Source organism: Streptomyces sp. NPDC045695, assembly GCF_056432025.1.
Genome location: NZ_JBWKJU010000032.1, coordinates 22,416 through 37,439, shown reverse-complemented (window position 1 = coordinate 37,439; position 15,024 = coordinate 22,416). Strand labels below are relative to the sequence as shown.

The following is a 15,024-nucleotide window of genomic DNA, read 5'->3' as shown; positions in this document are numbered from 1 at the left end:
CCAGACACACCGACGCAGAAGATCCTGACACCGGGGTAATCCGTGAAAAAGCTCTCCGCACGACGACGCCATCCGCTGGCGGCGGTCGTCGTTCTACTCCTCGCGCTGGCGGCTACTGGGGGGCTTTACGCCGCCTTCGCCCCCGCGGGCAAGGCGCAGGCCGATGAAACCGCCCAGTCCCTCGCCATCGAGGAGGGCAAGAAGCTCTACGCCGTGGGCTGTGCAACCTGCCACGGAACCGGCGGTCAGGGTTCCACTGACGGCCCGAGCCTGGTCGGCGTCGGCTCCGCGGCCGTCGACTTCCAGGTGAGCACGGGCCGTATGCCCGCCCAGCAGCCCGGCGCCCAGGTGCCGAAGAAGCCCAACATCTACACCCAGGCGCAGATCGACCAGCTGGCCGCGTACATCGCGTCCCTCGGTGCCGGTCCGATCACGCCGACCGAGAAGCAGTACGACCCCAAGGGCGCCGACATCGCCAAGGGTGGTGAGCTGTTCCGCAACAACTGCGCGCAGTGTCACAACTTCACCGGTGAGGGTGGCGCGCTGACGAACGGCAAGTACGCCCCCAACCTGGAAGGCGTCGACCCGAAGCACATCTACGAGGCCATGCAGACCGGCCCGCAGAACATGCCCTCCTTCCCCGACAGCACCATGCCGGAGAAGCAGAAGAAGGACATCATCGCGTACCTCCAGAACGTGAACGGCGAGAAGTCGACCAGCCCCGGCGGCCTGAAGCTCGGTGGCCTCGGCCCCGTCTCCGAAGGTCTGTTCGGCTGGATCTTCGCTCTGGGTGCGCTGATCGCTGTCGCCGTCTGGGTCGCGGCCCACACCGCTAAGGCCAAGAAGTCATGAGTAGCCAAGAGATTCCCGAAGAGAAGCACCTGCCGAGCGAGCAGGGCGACGCGCACCACGGTGCCGTAGCGGTCGCGGACGACCCGTTCGCCGACCCCGGCCTGCCGGTCCACAAGCCGCGCATCCAGGACATCGACGAGCGTGCGGCGAAGCGTTCCGAGCGCACCGTCGCGCTGCTGTTCACGCTGTCCATGCTGGCCACGATCGGTTTCATCGCCGCCTACGTGACCATCCCGGTCGAAAAGATCGTCTACATCTTCCCCATCGGGAAGATCAGCGCGCTCAACTTCGCCCTGGGCATGACGCTGGGCACGGCCCTCTTCTGCATCGGCGCGGGCGCGGTCCACTGGGCCCGCACCCTGATGTCCGACGTCGAGGTCGCCGACGAGCGCCACGAGATCGCCGCTTCGCCGGAGGTCAAGGCCAAGGTCATGCAGGACTTCGCCGACGGTGCGAACGAGTCCGGCATCGGCCGCCGCCCCCTGATCCGCAACACGATGCTGGGCGCGCTGGCCATGCTGCCGCTCTCCGCCCTCGTGATCATGCGCGACCTGGGCCCGCTGCCCGAGGACAAGCTCCGCAAGACCCTGTGGTCCAAGGGCAAGCTGCTCATCAACCAGAACACGATGGAGCCGCTGCGCCCCGAGGACGTCCTCGTCGGTTCGCTGACCTTCGCCATGCCGGAAGGCCTGGAGGAGGAGCAGCACGACTTCCAGGTCCAGATCGCCAAGGCCGCCCTGATGATCGTCCGCATCAAGCCGGAGGACATCAAGGACAAGCAGGAGCTGGAGTGGTCCCACGACGGGATCGTGGCCTACTCCAAGATCTGCACCCACGTCGGCTGCCCGATCAGCCTGTACGAGCAGCAGACGCACCACGTGCTCTGCCCGTGCCACCAGTCCACTTTCGACCTCTCCGACGGCGCCCGTGTCATCTTCGGCCCGGCCGGTCACGCGCTTCCGCAGCTGCGGATCGGCGTGAATGACGAAGGCTTCCTCGAAGCGCTCGGCGACTTCGAAGAGCCCGTCGGTCCTGCATTCTGGGAGCGCGGATGAGCACTGCGACCACTGACACGAAGGCGCGCAAAGCGCCTGCCGGCGAGCGCGTAGCGGACTGGGCGGACGGCCGCCTGGGCATCTACAGCCTGGCCAAGGCCAACATGCGCAAGATCTTCCCGGACCACTGGTCCTTCATGCTGGGTGAGATCTGCCTCTACAGCTTCATCATCATCATCCTCACGGGTGTGTACCTGACGCTGTTCTTCCACCCGAGCATGAACGAGGTCGTGTACCACGGCTCGTACGTGCCCATGCAGGGCGTCATGATGTCCGAGGCCTTCGCCTCGACGCTGGACATCAGCTTCGACGTCCGCGGTGGCCTGCTGATCCGTCAGATCCACCACTGGGCGGCGCTGATCTTCGTCGCGGCCATGGTCGTGCACATGATGCGCGTCTTCTTCACCGGCGCGTTCCGCAAGCCGCGCGAGGTCAACTGGCTCTTCGGCTTCCTGCTGCTGGTCCTCGGCATGTTCACCGGCTTCACCGGCTACTCGCTGCCGGACGACCTGCTCTCGGGTACCGGTGTCCGCTTCATGCAGGGCGCCATCCTGTCCGTCCCGGTCGTCGGCACGTACCTGTCGATGTTCCTGTTCGGCGGGGAGTTCCCGGGCGGCGACTTCGTCGCGCGGTTCTACTCGGTGCACATCCTGCTGCTGCCCGGCATCATGATGGGCCTGCTGGTGGCCCACCTGATCCTGGTCTTCTACCACAAGCACACCCAGTACGCGGGTCCCGGCAAGACGAACAACAACGTCGTCGGCATGCCGCTGCTGCCGGTCTACATGGCCAAGGCCGGAGGCTTCTTCTTCCTGGTCTTCGGTGTCATCGCGGCCGTCGCGGCGATCGCCTCGATCAACCCGATCTGGGCGCTCGGCCCGTACCGCCCGGACCACGTGTCCACCGGTGCGCAGCCCGACTGGTACATGGGTATGCCGGAAGGCCTGATCCGAGCCATGCCCGGCTGGGAGATCAACCTGTGGGGCCACACGCTCGTCCTGGGCGTGTTCATCCCGCTGGTGCTCTTCCCGCTGGTCCTCGGCGCGATCGCCGTCTGGCCGTTCATCGAGTCCTGGGTCACCGGGGACAAGCGCGAGCACCACATCCTGGACCGCCCGCGCAACGTCCCGACCCGTACGGCCTTCGGTGTCGCCTGGATCGCGGAGTACATCGTGCTCCTGATCGGTGGTGGAAACGACATGTTCGCGCAGTACTTCCACCTCTCGATCAACTCGATCACCTGGTTCGTCCGGATCGGCTTCTTCGTCGTACCGGTCCTCGCCTTCATCGTCACCAAGCGGATCTGCCTCGGCCTCCAGCGCCGGGACCGGGACAAGGTGCTGCACGGTCGCGAGACCGGCATCATCAAGCGCCTGCCGCACGGTGAGTTCGTCGAGATCCACGAGCCGCTCCCGCAGGGCCAGCTGCACACCCTCACCTCGCACGAGCAGTACGCGCCGGTCGAGATCGGCCCGACGGTCGACGAGAACGGTGTCGAGCGCAAGGTGAAGGCCACGGAGAAGCTGCGCGCGAAGCTCAGCAAGGGCTTCTACGCGGAGAACAACCAGATTCCGAAGCCCACGGTGGAGGAGTACAAGGAGATCCAGAGCGGCCACGGCCACCACTGATCCTCCGCACGACCGCTTGAGGGACTGATTTCGGACAGTCCTGGTGTCGCCACGGCGAGAGCCCCGTCCAGTGTCTGGACGGGGCTCTTTGCCGTCCCCCGGCGCTGGATAGGCTGAAGCCCTTCGCATTCGACGTGGCGGCGGCACGGCAGCGGCCCACCAGCCCACTAGCAGCAGGAGCGGACCATGAACCTGGTGACCCCGGCAGGCGGCGACAGCGTGGCGGCCCGCGGGTGGCCGGGCGTTCTGGACGCCCTGCTGACCGGTCAGGACCTGCGCGCCGAGGACACCGCCTGGGCCATGGACCGGATCATGCGCGGGGAGGCCACCGACGCCCAGATCGCCGGCTTCGTGGTCGCGCTGCGGGCGAAGGGGGAGACGGTCGCGGAGATCAACGGCCTCGTCCACGCCATGTACGCCCACGCCAACCTGATCGAGGTGCCGGGCCGGACGGTGGACATCGTCGGCACGGGCGGCGACGGGGCCAAGACCGTGAACATCTCGACGATGTCGGCGGTCGTGGTGGCCGGTACGGGCGCCAAGGTGGTCAAGCACGGGAACCGGGCCGCGTCCTCCGCGAGCGGCTCCTCCGACGTCCTGGAGAAGCTCGGCGTCAACCTCAACCTCAGCACGCAGCGGGTCGTGGAGGTGGCCGAGGAAGCCGGCATCACCTTCTGCTTCGCGGTGAAGTTCCACCCGGCGCTGCGGCACGTGGCGGGGGCGCGCAGGGAGCTGGGCATCCGCACCACCTTCAACATCCTCGGCCCGCTGACCAACCCGGCACGGGTACGGTCCCAGGCGACGGGCGTCGCCGACCCCCGGATGGCCCCCATCGTGGCGGGTGTGCTCGCCGAGCGGGGTTCCTCCGCGCTGGTCTTCCGCGGCGACGACGGCCTGGACGAGCTGACCACGACGTCGACCTCGCGCGTCTGGTGGGTGCGCGACGGCAAGGTGTCGGAGCGGTCCTTCGACCCGCGCGACGTCGGCATCCCGCTGGTCGACGTCTCCGCCCTGGCCGGCGGCGACCCCTCGTACAACGCGGACGTCGCCCGCCGCCTGCTGGCGGGGGAGCCCGGGCCGGTCCGCGAGGCGGTGCTGCTCAACGCGGCGGCGGCGCTGGTGGCCCTGGACCCCGGTACCGGCACGCTGGAGGAGCAGATCGCCGCGGGCATCACCCGTGCGGCGGAGTCGATCGACTCCGGTTCGGCGCGGGCCGCGCTGGAGCGCTGGGTGGCCGCCAGCAACGCGTAGCGCCGCTCCGATCACCCCCCGGCCCCCGTTTCGAGCCACGGCCCCGGTCCGCCATGCGGACCGGGGTCTTGCGCCTCGGCGATCGTGTGGCAGGATGCAGACCAGGTCACGAGTGACAGCGTTTAGGCCCCGGCTTGCTGTCCGGCAACCCTCCTTCCGTGGCGGGGTGCCCCGGGTGATGACCAGGTCGTAGGCAGCAAGGCCTACGGCAAGCGCGGATCCCTCGACACCAGGGGTCCTGGTCTTCTCGAGGAGCTTTTTCCGTGAGCAAGCGAATGCGATAGGGCGGCTCCGCCCCTTCTTCATCCCTCGGATCAGGGTCGCTTCCGCGTACCCCGCAACGCTCCGAGGACCTCCCCGTACCCCGGACGGCCGCAGCGCCGTACCCGCGTACGGGCCCACCGAAGCCATTCAGCCCTGCCTGCCGGGAGATACCGCCATGTCCGCAACCCTGAACGCCACCGCCACCGCCACCGCCGGATCCGCCGCCACCGTCGACCCCGCCTGTGCCGAGCCCCTCGCAGTCCTCGGCCGGGACGTCACCGTCCCGCTCGTCACCGGCGGCGAGGTCACCTACGCGGCCCTCGACTACGCGGCCAGCGCCCCCGCCCTCCAGCGAGTCTGGGACGACGTGGCGGCGTACGCCCCGTACTACGGCAGCGTGCACCGCGGCGCCGGGTACCTCTCGCAGCTCTCCACCGACCTCTTCGAGCAGAGCCGGGTCACGGTCGCGGAGTTCCTCCACTGCCGCCCCTCCGACCAGGTGGTCTTCACCCGGTCCACGACCGACTCGCTGAACCTGCTCGCCGCCGTACTCCCGGCCGGCTGCCAGGTGTTCGTCTTCGAGACCGAGCACCACGCCTCGCTCCTGCCGTGGGCGGACGCGCGGGTCACCTACCTCAACGCCCCCCGCACGCCGGACGAGGCGGTCGCCACCCTGGAGCGGGCCCTGGCCGACCGCACGGCATCGACCGGAGGGGGCTACGGCCCGGCCCTGGTCTGCGTCACCGGCGCGTCCAACGTCACCGGCGAGCTGTGGCCGGTGAAGGAACTCGCCGCCGCCGCGCACGCCCACGGCGCGCGGATCGTGCTGGACGCCGCCCAACTGGCCCCGCACCACCCGGTCTCCGTGCAGGACCTGGACGTCGACTGGGTCGCCTTCTCCGGGCACAAGCTCTACGCGCCCTTCGGCTCGGGCGTACTCGCCGGCCGCGCGGACTGGCTCCAGGAGGCCGAGCCCTACCTGGCGGGCGGCGGCGCCTCCCGCACGGTGGCCCGGCGCGAGGACGGCGGCGTCGACGTCGAGTGGCACACCACGGCCGCCCGCCACGAGGCCGGCTCCCCGAACGTGATCGGCGTCTACTCCATCGCCTCCGCCTGCCGGGCCCTGACGGAGGCCGGCTTCGAGACCCTCGTGGCCCGCGAGCAGCACCTCATCGCGAAGGTCCGCGAAGGCCTGGCGGAGGTCCCGGCCGTGCGGGTCCTGTCCCTCTTCGGGGACGACGCCCCGCGCGTCGGGGTCATCTCCTTCGTCGTGGACGGCTGGAACAGCTCCCACTTCGCCGCGGCCCTGTCCGCCGAGTACGGGATCGGCGTGCGCGACGGCCTGTTCTGCGCCCACCCGCTGGTCCGCACCCTGCTGGGCAGCGAACCGCAGGCCCAGGGCGAGTGCGGGGCCCCCGAGGCGGCCCCCGGCGAGCGGTCCCTCAACGCCATCCGTGTCAGCTTCGGAGCGGGCACCCCCGACGAGCACGTGGACCGCTTCGTCCGCGCGGTCAAGGAACTGGTCGCGAACGGCGCCCAGTGGCAGTACCGCACGCAGGAGGGCCGCTGCGTCCCGGCGGTCTGAGGTCCCCCTGCGGGGTCGCTCCGCGGGTTTGGCGGTGAAGGGGTGGGGCGGGGCCCCGCCGGGTCGCTCCGCGGGTTTGGCGGTGAGGGGTGGGGCGGGGCCCCGCACGAGGGTCTCCTCGGCTCGCGCCTGCGGCCTTGGTCCAGCCGTGCGGCCCGGGTTGCGCGCTCGTCCTGCGGGGACCCTCCTGCGTGTCCCCGCCCCACGGCCCGGCTCCGGCAGCGCAGGGGTGCCAGGGCGGAGGGGAGTGGGGACGTGGCGGGGTGTCCCCGCAGGACGAGCGCGCAACCACCCTTGACAGCCGAGACGGGCCCGCAGGCGCGAGCCGAGGAGACACCCCGGCGCGGCCCCGCGGACCGACCCCGCCGACCAGGCCCGCCGGTGCTGGCCGGACACTGCCGAGCCGCCCGCAGGGCAACCGGCCCGGACAGTGCCGAGCCGCCCGCAGGGCCTACGCGTCGAGGCCGATCGCGAAGGCGGCTTCCAGGTCGTGCTGGGAGTACGTGCGGAACGCCACGTGCGTGTCCGTCGCCTCGACGCCCGGGATCTTGCTGATGCGGCCGGGGATGACGTCCGCCAGGTTCTCGTGGCGGGCCACGCGGACCAGGGCGATCAGGTCGTACGTACCGGTGACGGAGTAGACCTCGCTGACGCTGTCCAGCGCGGCGATGGACTCGGCGATCTCGGGGATGCGGTCCACGCTGGTCTTGATGAGCACGATCGCGGTGATCACGGCTGGCTGTCTCCCTCGGTGGCCGTCGCTGGTCTCATCACTCTAGTCGTACGCCGATAGCGCGCCCACGCGTAGAGGAAGCCCAGCGAGAAGCCCACCAGGTGGGCCAGGTAGGCGACTCCCGGCCCGCTGCCCGCCCGGTGCGCCGCCACCCCCTGGAGGGCGAACCAGAACAGCAGCACGAGCCACGCCGGGAACCGCAGCGGCAGGAAGAAGAGGAAGGGGAACAGGCTCGTCACCCGCGCCCGGGGCAGTAGGTAGAGGAAGGCGCCCAGGACGGCCGAGATGGCCCCGGACGCCCCCACGAGGGTCTGCGAGGAGCCCGCGTTGGCCGCCGCGTAGGCCGCCAGGGCCACGTACCCCGTGCAGACGTAGAAGACGAGGAACGCCGGGCGTCCCATCCGCTCCTCCGTCATCGCGCCGAAGACGTGGAGGAAGAGCATGTTGCCGAGCAGGTGCAGCCAGCTGCCGTGGACGAACAGGGCGGTCAGCGGCGTCAGCCAGGCGCGCGGCGTGCCCGTGAAGAGCTCCGCCGGGACCACGCCCCAGCGCCGGAAGTACCCGGCCCCGGCGGCCAGCAGCTCCTCGCCCGTCCCGTAGGCCGGGTTCAGCCCCGAGGCCGGCCCCAGCACGAACACCACACCGCAGCCGGCGATCAGCGCATGGGTCACCACCGCTGCCCGGGCAGCCTCGCGTACGGCCCGCCACCTTACGATCATGTGACAGAGCATGACGCAACGGGACCCACCTGAAGCGGTGCCAGGCCGTAGGGTTACGAGCTGCGGTCGCAGGCGCACGCAGAGGGCCCCGCGGACGGCTTTAATTGAATCAGCTACGAAGAAGAGAGAGCGGCCTGATGACGGTTCCCCTTCCGACCGACACCACCCGGTGGCGCTGCACCCTGTGCGGCAACCTCACGCGTTTCGACGTCACCCGTTCGTCGAAGGTCGTGGAGTACGTCCACCTGGACCTGGCCGGGGAACCGAAGGTCGAGGAACGCGAGGTGGTCAATGAGACCATCGAGTCGGTCCGCTGCCGCTGGTGCAACGCGGTGGACCAGATCGAGCTGGTGGACAGGCCGGGCACGGACTCCTGACGGAGCCCGGCCCGCACGTAGATCACGGTAGGGGTGACGGATTGTGGAGCCAGCAAGCGGCGCTGAACCGGCCGGTGCGGCCGGCGACGCCGCCGAGGCGCTCGACCGCCCGCTGCCGGAAGGCGTGCGGCGCCGGGTCGTCGCGCTCGTCTCGGACGCCTTCGGCGGGCTGACGGTCGCGGACCTGCCGGCGCAGCTGCGCCAGTACGCCCGCTTCACCCCCACCCGGCGCGCCAAGTTCGCGGGCAACGCCATGGCCACGGCGGTCGAGACCGACGCCGTGTTCCGCGGCAGGGTCGCCGAGAAGCTGCGCGAGACGCAGGCCGACCTGGCCGGGGCGCTGGAGTCCGGCGCGCCGCCCGCCGCCGCCGATCCGCTGGACGTGGCGGCCGCCGCCTTCGTGCTGCGGCCGGCCGGCTGGGTCAAGCTGGTGGCCGCCGCGGGGGAGGAGGCGCAGCGCGCCGACGCCGAGCGGGTCGGCGAGGAGACCCGGCGCGAGCTGGAGCGCCTGCGCGAGGAGCTGGCCCACGTACGGGAACTGCAGCGCACGGGCGGTGAGCAGGTCCGGGCCGAGCTGGACGAGGCCCGCAAGGAAGCGGAATCGCTTCAGCGCAAACTGCGCAGCGCCCTCAGCGACGTCAAGCGCGGCGAGGCGGCCCTGCGCAAGATGACGGCCGAGATCGACGGGATCCGCAGCGACGCGGCCACCCGGGTCGCCGCCGCCGAGAGCGAGACGCGGCGCCTCAAGTCCCGCCTCGCGGAGGTGGAGACGGCGCTGGAGGGCTCGCGCCGGGCCACCCGTGAGGGGCGCAGCATCGAGGACATGCGGCTGCGGCTGCTGCTGGACACCGTGCTCGACGCGGCCCAGGGGCTGCGCCGCGAGCTGGCCCTGCCGCCCGTCTCCACCCGGCCCGCGGACACCGTGGAGGCGGTGGAGCCGGGCCGGATGACACCGAAGGACATCGCGGCGCGCGCCCTGTCGGAGACCGATCCGGCGCTGCTGGACCAGCTGTTGGCGCTGCCCCAGGCGCATCTGGTGGTCGACGGCTACAACGTGACCAAGACCGGGTATCCGACGATGCCGCTGGAGAAGCAGCGGCTGCGGCTGCTGGGCGGGCTGTCGATGCTGGCCGCGCAGACGGGCGCGGAGATGACCTGCGTCTTCGACGGGGCGGAACTGGCGGCCCCGGTCCTGCTCGCGCCGCCGCGCGGGGTGCGGGTGCTGTTCTCCAAGGCCGGGGTGACGGCGGACGAGCTGATCCGCCAGCTGGTGCGTGCGGAGCCGCCCGGCCGGCCGGTGGTCGTGGTCTCCACGGACCGGGAGGTCGCCGACGGGGTGGCCAAGGCGGGGGCGCGGCCCGTGGCGTCCGCTTTGCTCCTGAAGCGGCTTTCGCGCGTTTCGTAACTCCACGCCTGAATGCCGGAATTGACCCCCGGCGCAATGGACGTACCGTCAAGTGCCCGGCACAGAGCGTGGGCTGTAGGTAAAGAACCTGGTCGGGGAGCGAGTTTTTTCCCGACAGGATTTGAACTGATCACAGCCGGGTCACTAGGGTCTGCTCAAACCTTCGTGCGGTAGATCACCCATTCGGGGTGGCAGCGGAGGTGCTGCCGAGTTGCGTTCTTCGGCGGCTCGAGGAAGAAGGAGCTCGCCTTCGTGGCGTCCCACCGTCGACCCAAGCAGCCGACCCGTGCTCGTGTGACCGTACTGACCGTCACCGCGGCCGCGGCCGTCGCGCTCTCCTCCCAGGGTGCCTCCGCCGCGCCGGCGAAGCCGAGCAAGGACGAGGTCAAGTCCCAGGTCGACGCGCTCTACGCAGAGGCGGAACAGGCAACCGAGAAGTTCAACGGGGCCAAGGAACGCCAGGAGGAGCTCGAAAAGGAGATCGGGCAGCTCCAGGACCAGGTCGCGCGCGGCCAGGGCGACCTCAACGACCTGCGCAGCACCATCGGTTCGATGGCCAGCGCCCAGTACCGCAACGGCGGCATAGACCCCTCCCTCGCCCTCCTCCTCTCCGAGGACCCCGACGGCTACCTCGACAAGGCCTCCTCCCTGGAGCACCTGAGCGGCAAGCAGATCGAGGCGGTCCAGCGGATCCAGGCCAAGCAGCGCACCCTCGCGCAGCAGCGCCAGGAGGCCGCCGGCAAGCTCGCCGACCTCGACGCCACCCGCAAGGAGCTCGGCGAGAAGAAGAAGATCTCGACGGACAAGCTCGCCGAGGCCCAGGCCCTCCTCAACACCCTGACCGCGCAGGAGCGCGCGCAGCTCAAGGAGGAGGCGAAGAAGGAGGGCGGCACGGCCTCCGAGCAGGCCTCCCTGAGCAACGTGAAGGGCTCCGGCCGGGCGGCGGACGCGCTGCGCGCCGCCGTGACCAAGAACGGCTCGGCCTACGTCCGCGGCGCCACCGGCCCGAACGCCTTCGACTGTTCCGGCCTCACCCAGTGGGCCTACCGGCAGGCGGGGGTCTCCATCGGCCGCACCACCTGGGACCAGGTGAAGGAGGGCCCGAAGATCAGCCTCAGCGAACTCCAGCCCGGCGACCTGGTCTTCTACTCCAACCTCCAGCACGTCGGCCTGTACGCGGGCAACGGCAAGGTCTTCCACGCCGCCAACCCGACCTCCGGAGTCCTCTACGGCTCCCTCAGCGGGTTCGCGTACGGGGTCCGCGTCGCCGGCTGACGCCGCAGCCCCGCCCGGGGTGGCGCGCCGTACACCGCCCATCCGGGCGAATTGCAAGGCCGCGATCTGACCACACGCCCCGCCGGTGACCTGCGTCTCCGGCGGGGCGTCACTGTGCGTGCCCTCCGTCGGTCGTTGGTCGGGGTGTGGCCGTCCCGCTACTGTCTGCCAGCGCGGAACCCGGCACACGGCCGTCCACGGGGGGCGGACCCGGGCCGCGCACCCGCGGAAGGGAGCGGTTTCACGTGGCGTCCCATCGCCGGCCCGGGCTCGGCAGCCTCGACCGGAACACGAAGGTCACCGTCCTCACCGCCGCCGCGGCCACCGCCGCGGTCGCCATGACGGGCACACCCGCCGGGGCGGCCCCCGGCCTCCCGCACGAGCCCGGCGGCAGCGCGAGGTCCGGCGTCAGCGCCCAGGTCGACCGGCTCTTCGAGGAAGCCGAGCAGGCCACCGAACGCTTCAACGAGGCCGGGGAGAAGGCCGACAGGCTCCGGGCGGAGGTCAGCCGGGCCCAGGACGCGGTGGCCCGCGGCCAGGAGCGCATCAACACCATGCGGGGCGTCCTCGGCACCTTCGCCGGCGCCCAGTACCGCAGCGGCGGCATCGACCCCGCCGTCGGCCTGATGCTCGCCGAGGACCCCGACGCGTACCTGGAACAGGCCGCCGTCCTGGACCGGCTGACGGGTCGCCAGGCCCGGCAGCTGGACGAACTGCGGGAGGAACAGCGCCGGCTCGGCCAGGAGCGCCAGGAAGCCTCCCGCAAGATCGCCGAACTGGACGCCCTGCGCTCCGACGTGGCCCGGCACAAGCGCTCCGTCACCGCCAAGCTCGCCGCCGCCCAGCGGCTGCTCAACTCCATGCCGTCCCAGGAGCGGGCCGACTTCGAGCGTTCCTCGCGCTCCGCCGGCCGCGCCGACGCGCTGCCCGCCCTGCCCTCCCTCGGCCCCTCCTCGGGCCGCGCCGCGACCGCCGTGATGGCGGCCCGGGCGGCGGTCGGCCGCCCCTACGTGTGGGGCTCCACCGGCCCCTCCGGCTTCGACTGCTCAGGGCTGATGGTGTGGTCGTACCGGCAGGCGGGCGTCTCGCTGCCGCGCACCTCACAGGCCCAGCGCTACGCCGGCCGGCAGGTGCCGCTGTCCCAGGCGCGCCCGGGCGACCTGGTGACGTACCGCGCGGACGCCAGCCACGTCGGCATGTACGTGGGCAACGGCCAGGTGATCCACGCCCCCTACCCGGGGGCCCGGGTGCGCTACGACCCCGTCGGGATGATGCCCGTGTCGTCGGTGACCCGCCCCTGACCCCCACCGGTCCATGCGTACGATCGGCTGATGTTCCCGGCTCACCGTCTCGTACGCGCACTGCCGCTCCTGCTGTGCGTGCTGCTCACCGGGTGCGCCGCGCGACCGGCCGACACCGCGGGGCCGGACATCCGCCGGGCCGTGGCCGACTGGTCGCGCACCCCGCCCGCCACGCTCTCCGGGCTCCCCCTCGACGACTGGGCGTACGAGGTCACCTCGGTGCGGCGGGACGGCGTACGGGCCCTCGTACGGGCGCGGCTGCGCTACCGGCTGGCCGGCTACGACACGGCCCCCGGCGGCTCGGAGCGCGAGCTCGCGCTCGAACGCGACGGCGCCGGGGACGATGGGGGCGGCGGAGCCTGGAGCGTGCGCTCCGACCGGCCCGCCCCGGACGCGCTGCCCGAGCTGTGGGACCAGGGGCCGGTGTCGGTGGTCCGCGGTACGCACAGCCTGGTCCTGGGCGGCTCAGGGCAGTCTGCCGAGGCCCTGGCGGCGATCGCGGCCGAGGCCGACCGGGCGGTGCCCGCCGCGAGCGCGGCCTGGCCCCAGCCGTGGGCGGGGCGGGTGGTCGTGCTCGTCCCCGCGTCCCTGGACCGGATGGCGCAGCTGCTGGGCCGCCCCGCCGACGCCTACCGGGGCATGGGCGCGGTGACCACCGGCCGGGTGGGCGCCGGGCCGGGCCCCGCGGACCGGGTGGTGATCAACCCGGAGGGGTACGCCGAACTGGGCGGGGCCGGCCGGCGGATCGTGCTGACCCACGAGGTCACCCATGTGGCCACGCGGGCCGCGACCTCCGTCCTGACCCCGCTGTGGCTCTCCGAGGGCTTCGCGGACTGGGCGGCGTACCGCGGCGCCTCCACCACGCCCGCCCAGGGCGCCCCGGAGCTGGCGAGGGCCGTACGGCGGGGTGAGGTGCCGGGGGAGCTGCCCCGGGCGGAGGACTTCGCCTTCGGCGGCGATCCGCAGGCGCTGGCCCGGGCGTACGAGGGCGCGTGGCTGGCCTGCCGGCTGATCGCCGAGCGGTGGGGCGAGGCGGCGCTCGTCGGGCTGTACGAGAGGGCGGGCAAGGAGCCGCTGGCGACGGCGCTCGGACAGAGCGTGGGGGTGGACCCGGCCGCGCTGACGGAGGACTGGCGGGAGGCCCTGCGCGAGGAGCTGGGCCAGGGGCTCCGCTGAAGGGTGCGGGGGCGCTTCGGGTACGTTGGCAGCGATGCACAAGACGCTGATCGTGACCAACGACTTCCCGCCGCGCCCGGGCGGCATCCAGGCCTTCCTGCACAACATGGCGCTGCGGCTGGACCCCGACCGGGTCGTCGTCTACGCCTCCACGTGGAAGCACGGCGCGGAAGGCCGTGAGGCCACCGCGGCCTTCGACGCGGAGCAGCCCTTCCCGGTGGTCCGCGACCGTACGACGATGCTGCTGCCCACCCCGCGCGTGACGCGGCGGGCGGTGGGCCTGCTGCGCGAACACGGCTGCGAGTCGGTGTGGTTCGGGGCGGCGGCCCCCCTCGGGCTGATGGGCCCGGCGCTGCGGCGGGCGGGTGCGAAACGGCTGGTCGCCACCACGCACGGGCACGAGGCGGGCTGGGCCCAGCTGCCGGCCGCGCGGCAGTTGCTGCGCCGGATCGGTGAGGGCACGGACACGCTGACCTATCTGGGGGAGTACACGCGCTCGCGGATCGCCTCGGCGGTGACGGAGCGGGCGGCGGCCCGGATGGTGCAGCTCCCGCCGGGGGTGGACGAGAAGACCTTCCACCCGGGATCGGGCGGCGACGAGGTCCGGGCACGGCTCGGTCTGACCGACCGGCCGGTGGTGGTCTGCGTCTCGCGCCTGGTCCCCCGCAAGGGGCAGGACACGCTGATCGAGGCGATGCCGCGGATCCTGGCGGCGGTGCCCGACGCGGTGCTGCTGATCGTGGGCGGCGGACCGTACGAGGCGGACCTGCGGGCGCTGGCCGTCTCGACCGGGGTCGCGGACTCGGTGGTCTTCACGGGAGCGGTCCCGTGGTCCGAACTCCCCGCCCACTACGGGGCGGGCGACGTCTTCGCGATGCCGTGCCGGACCCGGCGCGGCGGGCTGGACGTGGAGGGCCTGGGCATCGTCTACCTGGAAGCCTCGGCGACGGGCCTGCCGGTGGTCGCGGGCGACTCGGGCGGCGCGCCGGACGCGGTGCTGGACGGCGAGACGGGCTGGGTCGTCCGCGGCGGCGCCCCGGACGACGCGGCGGAGCGGATCGTCGCCCTGCTCCAGGACCCGGACCTGCGCGCCCGCATGGGCGCGGCCGGGCGGGCGTGGGTCGAGGAGAAGTGGCGCTGGGACCTGCTGGCCGACCGCCTGCGCGAGCTGCTCTAGGGGTGCCCGGGGGCGGTGCCCCCGGATCCTCGCAGACCCCCGCTGACAGCGGCCTGCGGCCACTGGCCGCGGGGGCGCCGGGCGGCGCGGGCCCGGCAAGATCCGGAAGAGACGGCCCTAGGCCCTGTCGTCAAAGTCCCGCCTGGCCCGGGGGGGGGGGGGGGGGGCCCCCCCCCCCCCCCCGCCGGTGGTGAAGTAGAGTAGAAACGACAAGAACCCCCCCCCC

The 15,024-nt window shown here is 72.1% G+C and carries 13 protein-coding genes and 1 riboswitch; of the genes, 11 read left to right on the top strand and 2 right to left on the bottom strand.

The window, feature by feature from the left end; translation table 11 throughout:
- Positions 1-42: 42 nt before the first annotated feature.
- From qcrC to AC07DU_RS32315, 5 genes are all read left to right on the top strand, one after another.
- A complete protein-coding gene (gene qcrC / locus AC07DU_RS32335) occupies positions 43-852 on the top strand; it encodes a cytochrome bc1 complex diheme cytochrome c subunit (protein WP_360903080.1) in 810 nt (269 codons plus the stop codon).
- Positions 849-1,907, top strand: a complete 1,059-nt coding sequence (gene qcrA, locus AC07DU_RS32330) for a cytochrome bc1 complex Rieske iron-sulfur subunit (RefSeq protein ID WP_479032570.1) — start codon at positions 849-851, stop codon at positions 1,905-1,907. The genes qcrC and qcrA overlap by 4 nt, the downstream gene beginning before the upstream one ends.
- Positions 1,904-3,535: a cytochrome bc1 complex cytochrome b subunit gene (gene qcrB / locus AC07DU_RS32325; RefSeq protein ID WP_479032573.1), complete on the top strand. Its 1,632-nt coding sequence runs from the start codon at positions 1,904-1,906 to the stop codon at positions 3,533-3,535. Before qcrA ends, qcrB begins: the two co-directional genes overlap by 4 nt.
- Before the next feature lie 186 nt (positions 3,536-3,721).
- Positions 3,722-4,786, top strand: coding sequence for an anthranilate phosphoribosyltransferase (trpD, locus tag AC07DU_RS32320; protein ID WP_453374788.1), 1,065 nt, complete (start codon positions 3,722-3,724; stop codon positions 4,784-4,786).
- A gap of 104 nt (positions 4,787-4,890) precedes the next feature.
- A riboswitch (SAM riboswitch) is annotated at positions 4,891-5,007 on the top strand.
- Between the two features lie 218 nt (positions 5,008-5,225).
- The gene (locus tag AC07DU_RS32315; protein ID WP_479115379.1) at positions 5,226-6,635 is read left to right on the top strand and encodes an aminotransferase class V-fold PLP-dependent enzyme; all 1,410 of its coding nucleotides are present in this window, start codon (positions 5,226-5,228) and stop codon (positions 6,633-6,635) included.
- Positions 6,636-7,086: 451 nt separating this feature from the next.
- Here AC07DU_RS32315 and AC07DU_RS32310 read toward each other — a convergent pair whose 3' ends face one another.
- The gene (locus AC07DU_RS32310) at positions 7,087-7,368 is read right to left on the bottom strand and encodes an Lrp/AsnC family transcriptional regulator (protein ID WP_360904599.1); all 282 of its coding nucleotides are present in this window, start codon (positions 7,366-7,368) and stop codon (positions 7,087-7,089) included.
- On the bottom strand, positions 7,365-8,099 hold the full coding sequence (locus AC07DU_RS32305; RefSeq protein ID WP_453374790.1) for a rhomboid family intramembrane serine protease: 735 nt from the start codon (positions 8,097-8,099) through the stop codon (positions 7,365-7,367). Before AC07DU_RS32305 ends, AC07DU_RS32310 begins: the two co-directional genes overlap by 4 nt.
- 125 nt (positions 8,100-8,224) lie before the next feature.
- Here AC07DU_RS32305 and AC07DU_RS32300 point away from each other — a divergent pair, with 125 nt between their 5' ends.
- The 6 genes from AC07DU_RS32300 (at position 8,225) to AC07DU_RS32275 (ending at position 14,798) form a co-directional block, all read left to right on the top strand.
- Positions 8,225-8,464, top strand: coding sequence for a hypothetical protein (locus tag AC07DU_RS32300; RefSeq protein WP_030291802.1), 240 nt, complete (start codon positions 8,225-8,227; stop codon positions 8,462-8,464).
- 40 nt (positions 8,465-8,504) lie between these two features.
- A complete protein-coding gene (locus tag AC07DU_RS32295) occupies positions 8,505-9,869 on the top strand; it encodes an NYN domain-containing protein (protein WP_360904617.1) in 1,365 nt (454 codons plus the stop codon).
- Positions 9,870-10,121: 252 nt separating this feature from the next.
- The gene (locus AC07DU_RS32290) at positions 10,122-11,144 is read left to right on the top strand and encodes a C40 family peptidase (protein ID WP_360904605.1); all 1,023 of its coding nucleotides are present in this window, start codon (positions 10,122-10,124) and stop codon (positions 11,142-11,144) included.
- A gap of 245 nt (positions 11,145-11,389) precedes the next feature.
- Entirely contained in the window at positions 11,390-12,445 is a 1,056-nt protein-coding gene (locus tag AC07DU_RS32285) for a C40 family peptidase (RefSeq protein WP_360904608.1), read from the top strand.
- A gap of 30 nt (positions 12,446-12,475) precedes the next feature.
- Positions 12,476-13,621, top strand: a complete 1,146-nt coding sequence (locus AC07DU_RS32280; RefSeq protein ID WP_479115376.1) for a hypothetical protein — start codon at positions 12,476-12,478, stop codon at positions 13,619-13,621.
- 34 nt (positions 13,622-13,655) lie between these two features.
- The gene (locus AC07DU_RS32275; protein WP_479115374.1) at positions 13,656-14,798 is read left to right on the top strand and encodes a glycosyltransferase family 4 protein; all 1,143 of its coding nucleotides are present in this window, start codon (positions 13,656-13,658) and stop codon (positions 14,796-14,798) included.
- Positions 14,799-15,024 lie beyond the last annotated feature (226 nt).

Excerpts from the sequence above, each read along its gene's own strand:
- AC07DU_RS32305 (WP_453374790.1), bottom strand. The coding sequence starts at position 8,099 with ATGCTCTGTCACATGATCGTAAGGTGGCGGGCCGTACGCGAGGCTGCC.
- trpD (WP_453374788.1), top strand. The coding sequence starts at position 3,722 with ATGAACCTGGTGACCCCGGCAGGCGGCGACAGCGTGGCGGCCCGCGGG.
- qcrB (WP_479032573.1), top strand. The coding sequence starts at position 1,904 with ATGAGCACTGCGACCACTGACACGAAGGCGCGCAAAGCGCCTGCCGGC.
- qcrA (WP_479032570.1), top strand. The coding sequence starts at position 849 with ATGAGTAGCCAAGAGATTCCCGAAGAGAAGCACCTGCCGAGCGAGCAG.
- AC07DU_RS32280 (WP_479115376.1), top strand. The coding sequence starts at position 12,476 with ATGTTCCCGGCTCACCGTCTCGTACGCGCACTGCCGCTCCTGCTGTGC.
- AC07DU_RS32300 (WP_030291802.1), top strand. The coding sequence starts at position 8,225 with ATGACGGTTCCCCTTCCGACCGACACCACCCGGTGGCGCTGCACCCTG.
- AC07DU_RS32315 (WP_479115379.1), top strand. The coding sequence starts at position 5,226 with ATGTCCGCAACCCTGAACGCCACCGCCACCGCCACCGCCGGATCCGCC.
- AC07DU_RS32275 (WP_479115374.1), top strand. The coding sequence starts at position 13,656 with ATGCACAAGACGCTGATCGTGACCAACGACTTCCCGCCGCGCCCGGGC.